General features: G+C 53.5%; 17 protein-coding genes. 9 read left to right on the top strand and 8 right to left on the bottom strand.

Going from position 1 to position 17,010, the window contains the following annotated elements:
* Nucleotides 1-47: 47 nt before the first annotated feature.
* From OSC10802_RS0121030 to OSC10802_RS0121020, 3 genes are all read left to right on the top strand, one after another.
* The gene (locus OSC10802_RS0121030) at nucleotides 48-803 is read left to right on the top strand and encodes a hypothetical protein (RefSeq protein ID WP_017718742.1); all 756 of its coding nucleotides are present in this window, start codon (nucleotides 48-50) and stop codon (nucleotides 801-803) included.
* A gap of 126 nt (nucleotides 804-929) precedes the next feature.
* The gene (locus OSC10802_RS0121025; RefSeq protein WP_017718741.1) at nucleotides 930-1,916 is read left to right on the top strand and encodes a Nif11-like leader peptide family natural product precursor; all 987 of its coding nucleotides are present in this window, start codon (nucleotides 930-932) and stop codon (nucleotides 1,914-1,916) included.
* Between the two features lie 361 nt (nucleotides 1,917-2,277).
* Nucleotides 2,278-2,481 (top strand): hypothetical protein, encoded by a 204-nt coding sequence (locus OSC10802_RS0121020; RefSeq protein ID WP_017718740.1) that lies wholly within the window; start codon nucleotides 2,278-2,280, stop codon nucleotides 2,479-2,481.
* A 234-nt stretch (nucleotides 2,482-2,715) separates the two neighbouring features.
* Here OSC10802_RS0121020 and OSC10802_RS0121015 read toward each other — a convergent pair whose 3' ends face one another.
* Nucleotides 2,716-3,756, bottom strand: coding sequence for a pentapeptide repeat-containing protein (locus OSC10802_RS0121015; RefSeq protein ID WP_017718739.1), 1,041 nt, complete (start codon nucleotides 3,754-3,756; stop codon nucleotides 2,716-2,718).
* Between the two features lie 161 nt (nucleotides 3,757-3,917).
* Nucleotides 3,918-4,454, bottom strand: coding sequence for a hypothetical protein (locus tag OSC10802_RS0121010; RefSeq protein ID WP_155968154.1), 537 nt, complete (start codon nucleotides 4,452-4,454; stop codon nucleotides 3,918-3,920).
* A gap of 537 nt (nucleotides 4,455-4,991) precedes the next feature.
* Here OSC10802_RS0121010 and OSC10802_RS41075 point away from each other — a divergent pair.
* The 3 genes from OSC10802_RS41075 (at nucleotide 4,992) to OSC10802_RS0120990 (ending at nucleotide 7,396) form a co-directional block, all read left to right on the top strand.
* Complete coding sequence (locus OSC10802_RS41075) at nucleotides 4,992-5,438, top strand: thioredoxin domain-containing protein (RefSeq protein ID WP_369797093.1); 447 nt, start codon at nucleotides 4,992-4,994, stop codon at nucleotides 5,436-5,438.
* A gap of 428 nt (nucleotides 5,439-5,866) precedes the next feature.
* A complete protein-coding gene (locus OSC10802_RS50515) occupies nucleotides 5,867-6,034 on the top strand; it encodes a hypothetical protein (protein ID WP_017718735.1) in 168 nt (55 codons plus the stop codon).
* Nucleotides 6,035-6,049: 15 nt separating this feature from the next.
* Nucleotides 6,050-7,396, top strand: a complete 1,347-nt coding sequence (locus OSC10802_RS0120990; protein WP_017718734.1) for a D-alanyl-D-alanine carboxypeptidase — start codon at nucleotides 6,050-6,052, stop codon at nucleotides 7,394-7,396.
* Nucleotides 7,397-7,481: 85 nt separating this feature from the next.
* Here OSC10802_RS0120990 and OSC10802_RS0120985 read toward each other — a convergent pair whose 3' ends face one another.
* The 4 genes from OSC10802_RS0120985 to OSC10802_RS0120970 form a co-directional block, all read right to left on the bottom strand.
* The gene (locus tag OSC10802_RS0120985; protein ID WP_017718733.1) at nucleotides 7,482-8,045 is read right to left on the bottom strand and encodes a hypothetical protein; all 564 of its coding nucleotides are present in this window, start codon (nucleotides 8,043-8,045) and stop codon (nucleotides 7,482-7,484) included.
* An 88-nt stretch (nucleotides 8,046-8,133) separates the two neighbouring features.
* Entirely contained in the window at nucleotides 8,134-8,274 is a 141-nt protein-coding gene (locus OSC10802_RS50510) for a hypothetical protein (RefSeq protein WP_155968152.1), read from the bottom strand.
* Nucleotides 8,261-8,599, bottom strand: coding sequence for a hypothetical protein (locus OSC10802_RS0120975; RefSeq protein ID WP_026098679.1), 339 nt, complete (start codon nucleotides 8,597-8,599; stop codon nucleotides 8,261-8,263). The genes OSC10802_RS50510 and OSC10802_RS0120975 overlap by 14 nt, the downstream gene beginning before the upstream one ends.
* 363 nt (nucleotides 8,600-8,962) lie before the next feature.
* Nucleotides 8,963-10,045, bottom strand: coding sequence for an N-acetylmuramoyl-L-alanine amidase-like domain-containing protein (locus OSC10802_RS0120970; RefSeq protein ID WP_017718730.1), 1,083 nt, complete (start codon nucleotides 10,043-10,045; stop codon nucleotides 8,963-8,965).
* 479 nt (nucleotides 10,046-10,524) lie between these two features.
* Here OSC10802_RS0120970 and OSC10802_RS41070 point away from each other — a divergent pair, with 479 nt between their 5' ends.
* Entirely contained in the window at nucleotides 10,525-10,752 is a 228-nt protein-coding gene (locus OSC10802_RS41070; RefSeq protein ID WP_017718728.1) for a hypothetical protein, read from the top strand.
* Between the two features lie 254 nt (nucleotides 10,753-11,006).
* Here OSC10802_RS41070 and OSC10802_RS0120955 read toward each other — a convergent pair whose 3' ends face one another.
* Nucleotides 11,007-12,179 (bottom strand): histidine kinase, encoded by a 1,173-nt coding sequence (locus tag OSC10802_RS0120955; RefSeq protein ID WP_017718727.1) that lies wholly within the window; start codon nucleotides 12,177-12,179, stop codon nucleotides 11,007-11,009.
* Between the two features lie 589 nt (nucleotides 12,180-12,768).
* Here OSC10802_RS0120955 and OSC10802_RS0120945 point away from each other — a divergent pair.
* Together OSC10802_RS0120945 and OSC10802_RS0120935 are read left to right on the top strand one after the other, a co-directional pair.
* The gene (locus OSC10802_RS0120945) at nucleotides 12,769-14,376 is read left to right on the top strand and encodes a DUF2079 domain-containing protein (RefSeq protein WP_017718725.1); all 1,608 of its coding nucleotides are present in this window, start codon (nucleotides 12,769-12,771) and stop codon (nucleotides 14,374-14,376) included.
* A gap of 393 nt (nucleotides 14,377-14,769) precedes the next feature.
* On the top strand, nucleotides 14,770-15,957 hold the full coding sequence (locus tag OSC10802_RS0120935) for a glycosyltransferase family 4 protein (protein WP_017718723.1): 1,188 nt from the start codon (nucleotides 14,770-14,772) through the stop codon (nucleotides 15,955-15,957).
* 791 nt (nucleotides 15,958-16,748) lie between these two features.
* Here the strand turns inward: OSC10802_RS0120935 and OSC10802_RS0120930 are convergent.
* Nucleotides 16,749-16,910 (bottom strand): hypothetical protein, encoded by a 162-nt coding sequence (locus OSC10802_RS0120930; RefSeq protein ID WP_155968150.1) that lies wholly within the window; start codon nucleotides 16,908-16,910, stop codon nucleotides 16,749-16,751.
* Between the last annotated feature and the right edge of the window lie 100 nt (nucleotides 16,911-17,010).

The following is a 17,010-nucleotide window of genomic DNA, read 5'->3' as shown; positions in this document are numbered from 1 at the left end:
CGATTTAGCTGAAAAGGACGATTCAACCTCAAGAAAGGAGAGTAAAGGTGAGTCAAGAGACGCTCGCTCAGCGGGACTGGCAATCAGTTCTAGAAGCCTATCAAGCTTCTTCGCCCTACAATTACGCTGTCATGGACGACTTCCTCGCTCCTGGTGTTTGCGAGCAACTGCATCAAGAGTTACTGCATCATGAAGGGTGGCGCTATCACAACACAACAGGCCACCCTCTGGCGCACAATATGGGCCCCGCTATTCCCACTATCTTTGCGATTGCCGAATCTCTCAAAGCTTCTTTCCCGATGATGTTCTCGGACTGCGAGCTAGTGGAACATTGGGCGCTCCTGTACCCGCAAAATGCTTCTGGTAAAATCCACTCGGATATTGGCTCTGTCACCGTAAATCTCTGGCTGACACCCGACGAATATAACCTGGACACCTCTGGCGGCGGTCTTGTTTTCTTTGATGTCAAACGGGAATCAGATAGCTCATCTTACGAGTCTCTGTCCTATCTTTGGTCGGAGGAATATGTTCAGGAACGCACAGGAGGCAAGACGGTGAGTGTCGGCTATCGCTACAATCGAGCGCTCCTATTTGATGCCAAAACTTTTCACAAAACGGACAGTTATAGCTTTTTGAATCAAGCCAAGGAATCCTGCCGGATTAATCTGTCTTTAGCCTTTGATAATCCAGCGGTTTACAGGGAGCGATCTCTGGCGCTCAGGACCGCAATGGCCGGCAAAAGCAAGACAGAATCAACGGCGGTTGAAAAAGGAACACAGGGCGCTCAGGTTAGGGAAAGTTAGCGCCATCTAGGAGATGAACAAGCTCTCAGAATGTCTCCCCTTTGTAGTTTGGCTTTAGCCCCACCGGGGCAACAAATGCTTGAAATCCGCTCGAAACAAATCCTGAAAACTTGTAGGAGAACCCCTGTGTCAAAAGAAGCTTTTGTACAGTTCTATCAAGCCATCTTCAAAACGGAAGAGTTAAAAGAGAAGATCCGGGCTATGACCAGCACTCAGGAGCTAATCAAGCTTGGCTCCCAGTACGGCTACTGCTTTACCCGGGAGGACATAGCAGAAGTCTCTAATTCTTACGTCCCAGACAGTGGTAAAGAAGTTGGGGCAAATAACAGTCAGCCCGTTGCGTCAAAAAACTCTGGAGCGAGTTTTTCTCCTAAGGGTTCGCAGTTCTACCACTATGAATTTGAATTTTCCGAAATCCCAGGTTTTGAGGAAATAGCTCAAGAGCTGGACAAACTGAAGATTAAGCCCAGTACAGTGGATCTAAACCTGTATGAAAAGAGCTTCCGAGAGGACGATTTTAATTTTGCCTCTCTTTCCCCGGCTTCTCCAGAATTCCAGCTGCAGTATTCGGACATTATGGAGCCCTGCTTTAATCCAAAGCTCCCCCTCCCTGAACCTGAATATACCCAGCGCCACTTCCACTTAATCAACTTGGATCTTCATCTCGAACATCCGCTCTATGAAGAGTATTTGATGAGGAAAGTTAGCCTTGTCAAACGTCTGGAAAAGTTCTTTGACGCTGAAATCAGGTTTTCAGGAAGCTTGTGGTATCCCCCTAAGGCTTACAGGGTTTGGCACACGAATGAAAACCAGCCGGGCTGGAGAATGTACCTGATTGATTTTGACGCTGCGGAATTAGGTGGGGAGGGCCAATCCTTTTTCCGCTACATGAATCCGGAAACAAAAGAGCTAGTTACTCTGCCTGAAAGGCCGAAGTTAGTGAGGTTTTTTAAAATCGAACAAGACCCCAGTAAATTATTTTGGCACTGTATCGTCAATGCGACAAAATTCAACCGCTGGAGTTTTGGATTTGAGGTTCCTGATAGTTGGATGAGCCGTATCTTGAGCAGCCGCAAGCACACAGCCGAAATAGGTGCGCTCATAAGCTGTTAGGCTTTTAACGTGCTTTTCCCTTGAAAGGAGGCAGAGCCTCCAGAGGGCGTTCCCAGCCTGAGGCTGGGAACGAGGGAACGAGGGCAAAACCCGGTTTCTTTAAGAAACCGGGTTTATGACATGTACTTCATCCAACAGAAACCCGCTATATTGCCGGCGCTCGCTTTGGGGGCGGGAAACCGCAGGATTGGCTCCCCTTGCAGTGACCGGGATCACTCGAAACCCTGTATTTTATCACATTTACCTTGTGATTTACATCACTTCAAGCCCCTAAAAATATCACAGTTTTCCACGGATTAAAATCACCCAACACTTTAGTTTGATGCGGCAGAGTAAAGAGAGAGAAGTTTAATGAAGTCCGATGCAAGCACAAGTCACCGCACCCCAACGTTCCATCGAACAGCTCGTCGATCGTATCTTTGCCTGTCACAGAATTACCCGCGCTGACCAGCAGCGGTTTATGAAGGCCATGCTCTGTAAAGATTCCTTCAGCCCAGCAGATCGCCGGCTGATCGCCCGCGTGTTTGACGGCTTGCAAAAGGGATTGCTCAGGGTTGTGGAGTGAGCTGCCCCCTATTAATTTACATATGTTACGGCAGCCAGCATTTGCGCATTAGACAGCCATTGGCTTCACAATGCCTGAGTGTAAAATTGGTCGGCCAATGGCAGACAGGCCGCTCAGGGAAAATTGCTGCAATATCGACTATCTGAGGGCTGCTAGGAAGCTAAAATCTAAAATCTAAAATCTAAAATCTAAAATCTAAAATCCAAAATCCAAAATCCCAAATCCCAAATCCGCTCAGTCGTGAATTTTTCCATTCGGCATAGTGGTTCCCTTCAGCTTGACTGCGTGCCGCTCTGCGTTTACCACGTTGGCTTTGTGCAGGTTAGCCCCACTCAAATCGGCTTGACTCAAGTCGGTGTTAATCATCTGCGACCCACTCAGGTTGGCTCCCGTCAGGTTGGCTCGGCTCAAGTTGGCTTGAATCAGGTACGCACCGCTCAGGTTAGCCAAACTCAAGTCCGCCCCACTCAGGTTGGCTCCCGTCAGGAGTTTCCCGCTCAAGTTGGCACCACTCAAGTCCGCCCCACTCAGGTTGACCCCACTCAAATTTGCCTGGTTCAGGCAAGTCCGGGTCATGTCTGTTTTGCTCAAGTCGGCCTTGCTCAGATTGGCCCGACTCAAGTTGGTTTGCGACAGATCCGCCTCCCTGAGCGTTGCGCCGTTCAGGTGCGCCTCGCTGAGGTTGGCGGAATTCAGGACTGTGCCAGTCAGGTTGGCCTGAGTCAGAGAGGCCCGGTTCAGGTTCGCCAGCTTCAGCTTCGCCCCGCTCAGGTTGGCCCCCTTCAGGTTGGCCTCCGTCAGGTCTGCCTTGCTCAGGCTAGCCCCACTCAGGTTGGCTTGACTCAGGTCAGCTCCTCTGAGATTTGTCCCAATCAGGTAGGTTTGGCTCAGCTGGCTGCCAGTCAGCTGCGCTTCACTGAGGTTGGCCCCACTCACGTCTGCGGTTGTCAGGATGGCCCCAGCCAGGTTGGCTCCGCTCAGGTCTGCCCAGTTCAGGTGCGCCGCAGTCAGGATAGCTCCGCTGAGGTTGGCTCCACTCAGGTTGGCTCCACTCAAGCTAGCTCCGCTGAGGTTGGCTCCCTTCAGGTTGGCCCCGCTCAAGTTGGCTTTGCTCAAACCGGCTCCACTCAGGTATGCCCCACTCAAGTCAGTTTGGCTCAGGTCGGCTTTGCTCAGGCTGGCCCGGCTAAAATCTCTAGCCCCCTGTGCGTATCGCTGCACAACCTCGTCTCTGGTAAAGGAGGGTCTGGGAGCGGTCATCAGGTCAGCATTCATTGCAAGCACCTGTATAGAATTTCTTTATCTTTCTTTTGGGATCGTAGATCATTACGCGACCGCTCAGACACCGAGTTTTCCCTGATTTTTTATAAGTTTATATAAAAATTAACATAGATGTAAATATCATAATCTTTATTAACAATTGCGCGGCCCAGCCGCTAGAACTCAAAGTCCTGCCGGTCGCAGCAGCTGTCTCCATCTGGGCCATAGGGATGAATGGCGCAGACCAGCAAGTTGCCGGCATAGTATTGGCCATGATAGTACCGGCAGCCGGTGCAGGGTTTGGGGCGGAACTCATACCAGGTGTTGAGGGGGTGTGGCGGGCTGCCGGCATTCGGTTCCCTGGCGGGCCGGCGGATGCCATACTCGATCTGAAGCCTTTCGATAATGCCGCCGGCAGAGTGGATGGCGGTGCGGATGGCTTCCAGTCTCGAAAGTGCCGGCAGCACCAGCTCGATGGAAAGACGCCGGTTCAAACCGTCGGTTTCGGCGGTGCTGCGCACCAGGGTGCCCCCGATTTGCTCAATCGCCTGAGAGATTGCCACCGCCACCCGGCTGACAGACATGCAGGAACCAGACAGATGAATGAGTTCCGTGTCGGTGGTAGCACCTACACTCAAAGTTGCGGGAGTCATTAATCCTACCGGCATAGGGGTATCGTAGCGAGGGACATCAACCATAGGTGGGTCAGGCAATCGCCTTGTTCTGTATTGGTCAGATAATTTCCATCTAATCGCCCTGGCCTGTGTCGCGAATCCCCCCCAGGGTAGATTTCAGCCCCGGCCACCCAGAACGGGGATCGGCGAGATCCAGCCCCGCCGGCGGGCGACCTTGCGCTGCCGCCGCTCCCCCGCTATCCTGAGAGAGGCAGCGCCGAAGCCCTGGACAATCGCATCGCGATTTGCGCAAACAATAAGGAGCTGATACAGTGGCTTTAACGGGAGCATCCCAGTTGTGCTTGCTCTGCGCAACTGGGATGCGATAATGATTTCAGCAGGGGGTCGGAGGAGAAGATTTTTGGCCAGCTGAATCCCGTAAACGGGATTGAAACGCTTCAACCCCCTCAACCATGTTGGAGCTAGGAATCCCAGCGCCTGATTTCTAGCTGCCCGAGGTCGTGTCCGGACAGGCCGTTTCTCTGGCCACAAATGCCTGCAAGAAAGCCCTGCTGGTGATGTTTATCTGCCGGCACTGTCCCAACGTCTAGCACCTACAGGCAGAACTCGCCCGCATTGGCAGTGAGTACACCGGCAAAGATATCGGCATTGTCGCCATTAGCGCTGCTCGACGCCGCCGCCTATCCCGACGACGCGCCCGACAAGCTAAAAGAAATGGCTCAAGAGCTGGGCAACACATTCCCCTTGTGCTACGACGAAAGCCAGGAAACCGCCAAAGCTTACACCACAGCTTGCACGCTAGATTTCTTCGTCTTCGACGCCAACCGGCACCTGGTCTGTCGCGGGCCGCTCGACGACAGCCGCCCCAGCAATCACCAGCCCGTCACCGGCAAAGATTTGCGCGCCGCAATCGAAGCCGTGCTAGCCGACCGGCCAGTTTCCCCCGATCGGAAGCCTAGCATTGGCTGCAATATTAAATGGAAACCCGGTAACGAGCCGGGGAGCATCCCCGTTGTGCAAATCGGCCCAAATGAATGCGACAATGATTTCAGCAGGGGGTAGGAGCGGATGATTTTTGGCCAGCGAATCTTTGGAAACGGGATTGAAACACGAGCCGTCCTATTACGGAGCCGCTTAGCCCCAGCTCCTGCGGGGTGCCTCAAAGAGCGCACCCCGCAAATTCCTCTGGGATGGCAGCAGGGACAGCTCATAAAATTACATAATTATAACATAAAAATAGAAAGACTCTAAGAATTCAGAGAAATTTGCAAGGCGTCCGGGATCGGCCTCGGGGCAGCAGCGGCCAAGCCCTAGTGTTGAGTTCGGATTGTGCTATTCTTTTATAAAAAATTCCTGAACTGAAAGCTGACTGTATTCCAGCAGGCCAGTATATTTGCAGAGTTGGAATGTTCCGAAACTAACCGGATTCGTAGCTTGTGTGCCAGCCCTTGTTGAACCTCCAGCAGTTTTAGACAGTCTCAGAATTGCCGGTGAAACTTTATCAAGTTCGGCACATTCAGCAAAAGGTTGCCACCGGCACGCCAGGACCGGTGCCGGCGCAACAAGCTGCTGGCCCCCCTGAACCGCCCAACCTTTACAGGTTGGAACTGACAGCTTCTCACTCCATAGCTATTGGGGCGACAACCAGAACCGAATAAATACCCAAAAAAGCAATGCCCAAAACCCTTCGTTTCACTTTAGCGCTCCCCCTAACGCTGCTAGCACTTGTTGCGAGCTGCTCTCCTTCTGACTCGCTGAAAGTCACAGCTGTATCCGCTCAGCCAGACTCTTCCCAGCCGGCAGACAGCAGCGCTGATGCTGCCAAAAAGCTCAAAACCCCTTTGCTCCTGTCTCCTGGCAATCCAGATCCAGAAATTAACGCCCAAGTTCAGAAATTCATAAACCGCATAGCAGCCGGTGGGTTTTATAAAGAAAATCAAGGCGTCTGGATTCAAAGCGGCAGCACTTTCCTCGCAGATTACCAGGGGACAGTTCCGCTGCCTGCGGCTTCCGTAACCAAGTCGGCAACTACTCTCGCCGCACTGAAAACATTCGGCCCCGACCACCAATTTGTCACAGAAATTGGGGCAACCGGCCCGATTCAAAACGGGGTGCTGCGGGGTGACTTGGTAATTCAGGGGGGTGAAGATCCTTTCTTTGTCTGGGAGGAAGCCATCGCCGTTGGCAACCTTTTAAATAAGATGGGCGTTAAGCAGGTGACCGGCAATTTGGTCATTGCCGGCAAGTTTTACATGAACTTTGAGTCCAATCCGCTGACCGCAGGAAATTTGCTCAAGCAAGGGATCGACAGTGAACTTTGGCCTGAGGAAGCGGAAACCCAGTACAAGAGTTTGCCACCGGGGACGCCGCGACCGGCAGTAGAAATTCAGGGTGCAGTGAAAGTGATGCCCTCAGCACCCAACACAGTGCAGCCTCTCGTGCGCCATTATTCGTACCCCCTTGCGGAATTGCTGAAAAAAATGAATATGTACAGCAACAACATGATGGCGCAAATGCTGGCAGACGCTGCCGGCGGCGCTCAAGTGGTGTCGCGAAAAGTGGCTGAGGCAACTGGGGTACCGCCTGCAGAAATCCAGCTGATCAATGGTTCCGGTTTGGGCGAAGAAAATCGGATTTCCCCCCGCGCCGCCGTCGCCATCTTTCAGGCAATAGAGCTCTACCTGCAGCCGTATAATATGACAGTGGCAGATGTGTTCGCAATTGCCGGCAAGGATTTAGGGGTATTGAAGGAGCGCAAAATTCCCACTCTATCGGTGGTGAAAACCGGCACTTTGAATCGTGTCGCTTCCATCGCGGGAGCGATGCCCACTCAGAAGCAAGGCCCTGTCTGGGTGGCGATTATGAATGGCGGGGAAAACTTGGAGGGATTCCGCGCTCAGCAAGATGTTCTTCTCAACAGTCTGTTGAGCCGGTGGGGAGCTGTTCCATCAGCACCGGCAGAGCTCTCTCCCAGTCCGGCACGGATTGGCAAATCCTCTCGCAGTGAAATTGTCCAATAAAACTAGTGCGTTACGCGAAGCGTAACGCACCCTGTCAAAATGCTTCCAGCCATCTGTAGCCGTTGTAAATGATTTTCCCCTCCGCTTACGCACACCCCTCCACATATTCCACTTCAGGGAGTTTGCCGGATCTGTACTGAGTGACGCGATTGCCGTCAGTCTCGAACACGAGGCGGTAGTTGCTGTCCGAGCGGTCTTGCGGTACAAACGTCAGGTAGTGCCCCCCTTGTACATATTTATGAGGGCTGACTTGAATTTTCCCCGGATAGAGTGCCTTGATTCGGGCTTCCGTATCCCCAATCCGTGCGCCGCTGAGCGTGGTGATGCGGCTGTCCCTCCAAATATCGATCCTGGAAATTCGACCGTCTGTGACCATTAACCCGACAGCCTTCGGACTGCCTTCCGGCTTCAGGTAGAAGCAGCTGCTCCCACCCCCACTGTCGCCGGTGGAAACTAGCGGGCGACCGGCTGCTCTTGACGCTTCGGGAACAGTCATGCCAATGAGCACCGGTCCGATGCCGTTAATGTAGACTTTCGATTGCTCTGTCAGTTGCGCCTGCGCTATCCCCGGCAGAAAAGTTACATAAAAAAGTGAAAGTGTTGCAATAAATAAGGTAACAAATTTTACTCGGCTGTTTAGTTGTTTCATACCCTCACCCTTCTCAGGGATTTTACTGTTTAACCCAAGCCGGTGCGTTCCGGAGGATCGCACCTAAAGAACCTGTTCAGCTGTTAGGCTAATCATGCTGCATCTGGTGGAAAGTCGGCTCCGCCGACAGGGGCGCGTTCCGGAACGCTAGGGGCGAGTCCTTCAGCCCCGGAACGAGGGGAATCCTTGCCTCCAAAATATAACCTCCAAAATCTTCACTGACAGCCATAATAATTATGCCTGATTTCCTGCCACTCCCGCGCCAAAGCCGTTTCATTATGCCGAATTTTCCTCCCTCTTAGCTCTGGATGTCTTTGATAAAAAGTGCGGTCAACTACAGCCTCGCACCTCCTGATTTTCAACCATTCCTGCGCCAACCCGGTTTCATCCGCTCTGATTTTTCTGCCTCGCAATTCTGGATGCCGTTCATTAAAAATTCTGTCCGCCATCGCATCCAATACAGAGCAGCCGCTGCGCTCAATTCTTCTGAGTCCCCCACAAGAATCGCTATCTCCATTCTGGCATTCTGCTTCCAGCTGAAAGATCACTGACATGGGAGGGCAGTTTCCTGATTGAGCCCAGACAGACCTCATCGCCAAGGTGATTAATGGGATAGCACCCAGCATTATGACTGCAATTCTCCAGCGCAGCTTCACAACATTCACTGTCAGTATTTGGGCGTTTGGGTTTCTCCTGTCGCACAGCCCGATCAATTCGGCCCGGTTCAGGAAAGAGTTTCCCGCTCCTGATTATATAGGGTTTAGACCCTAGAGCGTGGGAAATGTTACCAAAATTTACATCAAGGCTAATCTGAGGGCGCGGGGAGGGCAGAAAGCCAGTCTGTTGGGGGGACCGGCGTTTGCCCTGCGGGCTGTGCGGGGGAGTGGGGAGCGCCGAGCCCTCACCGCACCGCCAAATCAGGGGTTGAGAGCGCGGGGGTCAGCCGGTCGAGCCAAAAGAATGCCGGTGGAACTTTCGACCTTCCCGACATAGGTTTCTAAATCGGGGGAAATTTTTACCGCCCCACTGGGGGAAGCGTGGATCAGACCGGTGCTGCCGTCTGGGGAGCGATAAACCAGGCCGGTGTGGGTGACGTCCAAGCCTTCAATTTCTGTGGCGATGGCAACAATATCGCCCGGTTGCAGTTGAGTGTAGGCGCGGCGAATCTGGCTTTGGGGAATGTAATAAAATTTCAGGCCATCGAGTTTGGCTTCTGCTCCAACAATACACTGGTAAGTGGCGTTGTCGCTGGCCATTTGTGGGTAGCTGCTTTTGTGCCGGCTCATAAAGTTCAGCGTTTTATTCAGCGGCACGCCCCCGAGAGTGCGCGTAATGTTGGTAACAGTTCCCCGCTTCTCGTTGTCCACAATCCAGTCGGAAAAATAGTGCAGCCGGCTGCAATATCCGTTGATTTGGCCATTCCGGTAGCGCTGGTCAGCAATGCGACTGACAAAGCTGTCGTAGGAATAATCCCGCACCGCCACACCCCGCGCCATCGCCAGCACGCTTTCGACAAACAGCACGCAGTCAAATTGAGTCAGGGAGACAATCAGGGTTTCGGTGTTTGACTTGTCGAGCAATCCCGCTTTGTACTCTGCGCCCAGCAATTGCTCAGCCAGCGCCTGCAAGATTTCGCTCATCGGGCGATCGTGGAGTTTCTCCGCCTGTGCGCGCTGCATGAGGCGCTGGAAACGCGCCACTTCTTCTGTGCTCCTGACATCGGGCACTTGAGCCAATTTACCGAGATGCTGCCGGTGAGTTTTGATTTGGCTTGTGCCGGTGGGGGAATGGGGGGATGGGGAGGGGAAATTGCCATCTTTTGCGCTTTTTCTGGCAGACGCAGTTTCGCTGGAGACGCTTGTGTCAGGGAGAGTCTGGCTCAAGGCGGGCCCACAGCCGACCGAGCAAGGCTCATTTACCCTAGCTTCAGAGGCTTTGCGCAAAGTGCCGGCGCAAGCGAGCAAAAATCCCAGCACAGCTAGCCCTAAAATTTTTTTCATTTTTTCTAGATGGTACGGTCACGGGGGATTATTTCAGATGGGAAGCCGGTGGCGCAGGTACGGGTCAGCAGATTTTAGATTTTGGATGCATGGATGCATGGATGCTTGGATTTTAGAGTGGGGATCGCTTCAAGATGTGTACTCCAAAAAAAACTGTCTGTCAAGCGCCGGCCTCACCGGCCTGACAGATGCCCGGATTTTAGATTTGGGATTTTAGATTGGCGGTCACGCCCGGATGCTTACCGTAAAAAGCGCGATTTGTCAAGAGCCGGCCTGACCGGCCTGACAGATGCCCGGATTTTCGATTTGGGATTTTAGATTGGCAGTTACGCCCTGATGCCTACCCTAAGAAGCGCAATTTGTCAAGAGGCTGCGTCACCGGCCTCTTGGCAAACTCTCACCAGGGGTTAACGTATCCGATCGCCGCAGATTCGAGAGCAATCGTCCATGCTAAGTAATGTTGAGTTCCAGCACCAAGAATGCAATTCCAGGGTAATTTCTTCCAAGAAGCGTTCACAAACCAATTTAGGGGAGCTACAATCGAAGAATTATTTGCTGAGAGCATGCGCTCAGGCTACATTACAGACACTAACTGCTTTCGGCTGAGGGCAGCGCTGTTAGAGGGTTCCCTCAGCGAAGAGGAGCGCGCCATCGTCACCCGGATACTTTACAGCCTGCGGCGGGGGACGCTGAAAATCACCGACTAGACTGCGGGCGCAGCAGTCGGGTGCTAGGCTGCTAGGGCTAATAATGCTGCTTGTTGCTGTAAGGGGGCAGAGCCGACCGAGCGGCGCTCCCCACAGTGCTAGCAGGCTTCCCGTAAGGGTGGCCCGGAGCGCTCGGAGAGCGACCGCCCCATGATTTTGTGCGAATTAAAGGCAAAACACCGGAGCGCGCCCGACTGAAAAATTAAAAATTTAAAACTCTGCGCACCCCATGTTTGAGTTATAATTTTTAATTTTTAATGGCGATACACCGGCAGCGTGAAGTGAAAACAGCTGCCTTGAGAGGGCGCGGAGTCCACCCAAATCTGGCCGTGGTGAGCGCGGATGATGCGCTGGCACAGGGAAAGACCGATTCCATAGCCTTCCTTCATTTCATCCCGCTGGAGGCGGAAGTGGTCTTCAAAAATGTGCTTTTGATTCTCCTCTGGAATGCCCGGACCGTTGTCGCAAACGCTGACCTGAACTTTTTGGGTTGTGCGGTGGAGGACCGACACCTGAATCGCGCCCCCCTCAGGGGTGTACTTAATGGCATTGTCCAAAAGATTCACCAGCACTTGGCGCACCCGCTCTGAATCGGCATAGACGCGGGGCAGATCCGCAGGGATGTCGGTTTTCACCCCCTGGCATTTAGCGCTCAGCCGGTCTTTGAACTGTTCGAGAACCTCCTGACAGAGCGCTCCTATATTGAGGGCTCGCGGTTGAATGCGCAACTGGGCGCTCGCCCCCCGCTCCGCTTGCAGGATGTCGGAGATCATCCGCTCAATCACGCGGGTTTGGGTGCGAGCGTGTTTGATTAACTGAGTCGTCAGCTTGGCAGTGAGCCGGCTCTGTCCGCTGTTGGGATCGGTGTTGGACTCCAGGGTTTCCAGAGCGAGGGAAGCAGCGGTGAGGGGATTGCGCAGCTCGTGCGCCAGCATGGCAATCAGCCGGTCTTTGAACCGCAGCTGCTCGAGGAGCTCTTCGTTTTCCTGCTTGAGGCGAAAAATCTCGTCCGAGAGGCGCATCACTTCTGCCGAGTAAGCGATAGAACTGATGCAAATCTCCGGGGGTGGGGGCTGTGACGCCTCAGTTTTGGCATTTAACTGCAGCAAGTAATCGGCTGCCGAACGCTGCCAGCGCCCCCAGCAACTCTCCAGCTGCGCGACCAAATTGCTGCCCGCCAGGGTTTGTCTCGGTTCGGGGTGGATTTTGAGCAGGGCTGGGGTGGCGATCAGTTTGAAATGTTCGGCTAAATACGGCTGTTCCCCCACATCGACAATCTCAAGTTCAAAGGGGTAGTCTGTTTTGGCGTCTTGCAGGTAACGGCGGATTTGCCGAATTTGTTCTCGGGAACTCGGACGCTTGTCCACAAACAGCAACAGCTGCAGAGGCGCTTCAGAATTAGTGACCTTGTCAGGATTTGCTAGCATGCAATCCCTTTCCAGCGAGGGAGGTAGAGAGGGGAGGCGTTTTTTCAAGGCGAGCTCATCAACCATTGCCGGTGACAGGCGGGTAGGGGGTAAGAGGCAGGGGGGGTAGGGGGGGCTGGGGGCTCCCTTTGGGCCAGGGGGACAGGGGAGAAGCAGCTAGCCGGCTAGGCGGCTAGTGGGGAAGGCCGGTGGGGGATAAGCAAGTTGCGCCTTTGTTATTTCTTTATTATTTTATAACTTACCCAGTAACACAGCACAAATAACCCTCTCGCCCATCTGCCGCAAGGATGAAATAGGGCTTCAGGCCCGGGGAAAGTGCCGGACTGCCGGGGAGGGAGCGGGGGGCTCGGGGCTCCCTCTGGGGATGGGGGGGAAAGGGGGGCTACAGAGGGTGGGTTTTTCAGAAAAAGGGTGTTGAAGGTTTCAATCCCGTTTCCGGGATTCAGCTGGCCAAAAATCTTCTCCTCCCACCCCCTGCTGAAATCATTGTCGCATTCATTTAGGCTGCGCTCGCACAACCGGGACGCTCCCTCTTGAATCACTGACTTGGACATGAGAGTCTTAACATTATGTCAAAGTGAGTGGTGTAATGCTTGTTCGCTTGCAGAAAAATCCGTGGGGCGCGGTGGTTGGTGCGGCGCTGGCGTTTTTTGTCCTGGGCCTGATTTTTACGCTGCACCGATATTATAGCTTCTACGCCTCCTACGACCAGGGCATTTTCAACCAGGTGTTTTGGAACGGCACTCACGGTCGTTTCTTCGAGAGCTCCCTGTCTTCTGCCCTGTCCACCAACGTCGTCCACGCCGGCCAAGTTCCAGAGGTTTTCTACCACCGGCTCGGGCAGCACTTCACCCCTGCGCTGTTGCTGTGGCTGCCCCTGTACGCCCTGTTTCCCTCACCGGCAACACTGACTGTGCTGCAGGTTACATTAGTCACCAGCGCCGGTCTAGTGCTCTACGCCTTAGCCAGACAGTATCTAGATCCGCCGCTTGCCGCCAAAATCGCCATCAGCTTTTACGCTGCTAATGCGGTGCTTGGCCCAACTTTATCCAACTTCCACGACATCTCCCAGATTCCCCTATTTGCCTTCAGCCTGCTGCTGGCGATGGAAAAACGCTGGTGGTGGCTGTTCTGGGCGATGGCTATTTTGATTTTAGCCGTGCGGGAAGATGCCGGTGTCATCTTATTTAGCATCGGCGTTTATATGAGCGCCAGCAAGCGCTATCCCCGCACAGGTTTAGCGGTCTGCACCCTGAGCTTTGGCTACATGCTGGTTCTCACCAACGCCATCATGCCCCTGTTCTCGCAAGATATTTCCCGGCGGTTCATGATCGAGCGGTTTGGCCAGTATGCGGAGGGCCCAGAAGCGTCCACCCTGGAAATCATCTGGGGAATCGTCAGCAACCCCTGGCGACTGGTGATAGAACTGCTGACGCCCTTCTTTGGCACGATTAACTATTTGCTAGGCCAGTGGCTGCCCCTAGCCTTTGTGCCGGCGGTCTCCCCAGCCGCTTGGACTTTGGCCGGATTCCCCCTGCTCAAACTGTTTCTCGGCAAGGGAGAGTCCGTCCTGTCGATCAACATTCGCTATGCCATGACCGTCGTCCCCGGCCTGTTTTACGGGGCTATTCTCTGGTGGCACCGGCACCCCGAAATCTTCAAAAAACCGTCTTTTCGGCGGTTATGGACGGTTTGCCTGAGCCTTTCGCTGCTGTTTACCCTCCTCTCTAGCCCCAACCGCACGTTTTATTTCCTGTTTCCAGACTCGTACCAGCCCTGGGTGTACGTGTCGCTGGCCCGGCAGTGGCAGCATGTGGCTCACATCCAGTCATTTTTGGGTCAAATTCCAGCAGGTGCCAGCGTCTCTGCCAGCACGTACATTGTGCCGCATTTGTCAAGCCGGCGGGAAATCGTCCGGTTTCCGATTTTACAGCTGCGCAATGACGCTAGAGAAGTGATAGCCGTGGACTGGGCGATCTCAGACCTCTGGCAGCTGCAGCAGTATCAGGTCGCCTTCAAAGCTGACCGCCAGCAATTGCGGGACATGGTGAAGCGAGTCGAGCAGGTGACGGGTGATGGGGAGTATGGCATTGTCGGCTTCCAAGATGGGGTGATTTTGATGCGCAAGGGAGCCCCCTCCGACAAGGCTGCTATGGCGGCATGGCAGGCTTTCCGCCGGCAGGTAGAGCCAGTCTAGCCGCCAAGCGTCTGGGAATTAGGGACCGGCAGTGTGATGGAGCGGGAAAGCGGGGAAACTCTTGTAGAGGGGAGCCCCGAAAAAGGGAACGATCCGGGCAAGAGGGTTAAAGCTGAACAAAAACAGGACCGGCGCGAGCGATCGCTGGGCTGAGTTATTCACCGGCACTACAGGTCAAGGTGCTGCGGAAATCCTAAAAAAAGATGAAATTTACATCCGCTTCTCGCACCCCCCCGAACCGCGCTCTCCCCGTCACCCCTGACTCCTGACCCGCCTCACGGACTGGAAAATTGCAGCGCCGCCATTTTTTTGTGGCATTCTGGAAAAAATATGCTAATAAAAATTGATGAAGCTATGTAAAGTTATGAAAAATCCTAGTAATGAGTGAGGGTTATGAAGATATTGGTACTGAGCTGGGAATTTCCTCCAAAAATCGTGGGGGGCATTTGCCGCCATGTGGCGGAGTTATATCCCGAGATAGTGAAGCTGGGGCATGAAGTCCATTTAATCACGGTGGAGTTTGGCCGCGCACCGCTGTATGAAATGGTGGATGGCATCCACGTCCACCGCGTCCTGGTTGGCCACAGCCACAACTTCTTCGAGTGGGTGGCTCGGATGAACGACAGCATGGGGCGTCACGGGGGCAAGCTGATATTAGAAGAAGGGCCCTTTGATATCATACACGCCCATGACTGGCTGGTGGGGGATGCGGCAATGGCGCTCAAGCACCACTTCAAGATCCCCCTGATTGCCACGATCCACGCTACGGAATATGGCCGCTACAACGGCATCTATAACGACGAACACCGCTACATCCACAGCAAAGAAGGCGACTTGGCCTACAACGCTTGGCGGGTGATTGTCTGCACCGAGTACATGCGGCGCGAGGTGGCACGAGTATTGGGCACGCCTTGGGACAAAATCGACGTGATTTACAACGGCATCCGCCCCGAGAAAAAACCCCGCTGGGAAGATTTTGACGCTTGGAACTTCCGCCGCCGGTTTGCCGGCGATGACGAGAAAATTGTCTACTACGTCGGTCGGATGACCCGCGAAAAAGGTGTCGAGGTGCTGCTGAGCGCCGCTCCCAAAGTGCTGTGGGAAATGGGGGGCAAGGTCAAATTTGTGATTATTGGCGGGGGGAATACCGACCATCTCAAGCGCATCGCCTGGGATATCGGGATTTGGCACAAGTGCTATTTCACCGGCTTTATGTACGAGGACGACCTCAACAAATTTCAGGCGGTGGCGGATTGCGCTGTTTTTCCCAGCCTTTACGAACCTTTTGGCATTGTGGCTCTCGAAAGCTTTGCCGCTCGCGTGCCGGTGGTGGTGTCCGACACCGGCGGTTTGCCAGAAGTCGTCACCCACACCAAAACCGGCATCGTCACCTGGGCGAACAATTACAAGTCCCTGGCGTGGGGCATTCTGGAAGTCTTGAAAAACCCCGGTTACGCCCAGTGGCTCGTTGACAACGCCTACGAGGAGCTCGATCTCCGGTTCAGCTGGGCAAAAATCGCCAAGCAGACGGAAGTTGTGTACGAGCATGTGGTGCGCGAGCGTGCGCAGGTTGACTGGTAACGCTATGACCCCCACAAGGGCCGGCTTTTTACCGCACCGCCAGGAAAGGACAAGCCAAATGCCGGTCTCACAAGACACAATTACATCTAACAGTTTGGCGTCCAGAAACCAGGTTTATTAAAGAAACCTGGTTTCTGAATATTAGGCTTATTTTTCTTTTCCCCCATTCCCAGGCTCTGACTTGAAAAGGTTCGTACTAGGACTCTAGCCCTACTGGATCGTCCGCCACCCGAAGCGATTTTTCATCGGTGGCGGTGTGCGCAGTTCCGAAGTGACTGCCAAAGGAACGATATCCAGGAGGCTCTGCCTCCTTTGGGCAGACAAGCAAATTAAAAGCCTAACAGCTTCTCACCTCCCTTGGCTCTATCTTATACCTGTAAAAGTGCTGAAGTAGCCCGTTCGACCCCAAAGAAAAGTTGCCGGTGCCGGCTCACCCGAACTTAAAGTCACACAGCTCTGTCCTGTCACCCCCGCCCCCACACAGCAAAAAATTGTAGGGCGGGGCTCCCCCAAATCTTCCTGAAATATACACCATATAAACCCGAGTTTAAATTCTCTCTCTCTTCCTTGGCGATCTTGGCGTCTACCCTGCGGGAAGCCGCTGGCGCGTCTATGGCGGTTTATTAAAACACTCCTTAACACAATTCAAGTATAACCGCTCCAACAACAATCATAAACCCGCTCTTTAGTAGCGGAGATCGCATGTGCAATTACAGGCAAAAGCTCCGACTCCTTATTCCTAGATTTCCTAAATTTAACAACTTTAATCTCTGGACTCACCAAACAGCGATCTATCGGAAGAGATCCAAACGGAACAGTCCTTGACCGCCATGTCGGCACAATGCAAAATCCCGCTCGTCTCCCAGGTAGCCGGTCAGAGAAAGCAGCGTAGCTGTAAGTGCCAGCAGGATAAACAAGCGGTCAAGCAAGCCTTGTATGAATTGGGCAGACATAGATAACTGGGACTCACCTTCGGAAAAAATATTCCCTGCTATTTTAGCCTGACTGGCCCAAAACATCCCTTTCATCTTGCGCCGACGCCGAAAAGCTGTT

Source organism: Kamptonema formosum PCC 10802 (assembly GCF_000332335.1).
Lineage (GTDB): Bacteria > Cyanobacteriota > Cyanobacteriia > Cyanobacteriales > Oscillatoriaceae > Oscillatoria.
This window is presented reverse-complemented; position numbering and strand designations above follow the sequence as displayed.

Coding starts and splice junctions, on each gene's coding strand:
- OSC10802_RS0121020 (WP_017718740.1), top strand. CDS start 2,278: ATGCAAGCACAAGTCACCGCACCCCAACGTTCCATCGAACAGCTCGTC.
- OSC10802_RS0121015 (WP_017718739.1), bottom strand. CDS start 3,756: ATGAATGCTGACCTGATGACCGCTCCCAGACCCTCCTTTACCAGAGAC.
- OSC10802_RS0120990 (WP_017718734.1), top strand. CDS start 6,050: ATGCCCAAAACCCTTCGTTTCACTTTAGCGCTCCCCCTAACGCTGCTA.
- OSC10802_RS0120985 (WP_017718733.1), bottom strand. CDS start 8,045: ATGAAACAACTAAACAGCCGAGTAAAATTTGTTACCTTATTTATTGCA.
- OSC10802_RS50510 (WP_155968152.1), bottom strand. CDS start 8,274: ATGGCTGTCAGTGAAGATTTTGGAGGTTATATTTTGGAGGCAAGGATT.
- OSC10802_RS0120975 (WP_026098679.1), bottom strand. CDS start 8,599: ATGTCAGTGATCTTTCAGCTGGAAGCAGAATGCCAGAATGGAGATAGC.
- OSC10802_RS0120970 (WP_017718730.1), bottom strand. CDS start 10,045: ATGAAAAAAATTTTAGGGCTAGCTGTGCTGGGATTTTTGCTCGCTTGC.
- OSC10802_RS41070 (WP_017718728.1), top strand. CDS start 10,525: ATGCAATTCCAGGGTAATTTCTTCCAAGAAGCGTTCACAAACCAATTT.
- OSC10802_RS0120955 (WP_017718727.1), bottom strand. CDS start 12,179: ATGCTAGCAAATCCTGACAAGGTCACTAATTCTGAAGCGCCTCTGCAG.
- OSC10802_RS0120945 (WP_017718725.1), top strand. CDS start 12,769: ATGCTTGTTCGCTTGCAGAAAAATCCGTGGGGCGCGGTGGTTGGTGCG.
- OSC10802_RS0120935 (WP_017718723.1), top strand. CDS start 14,770: ATGAAGATATTGGTACTGAGCTGGGAATTTCCTCCAAAAATCGTGGGG.
- OSC10802_RS0120930 (WP_155968150.1), bottom strand. CDS start 16,910: ATGTCTGCCCAATTCATACAAGGCTTGCTTGACCGCTTGTTTATCCTG.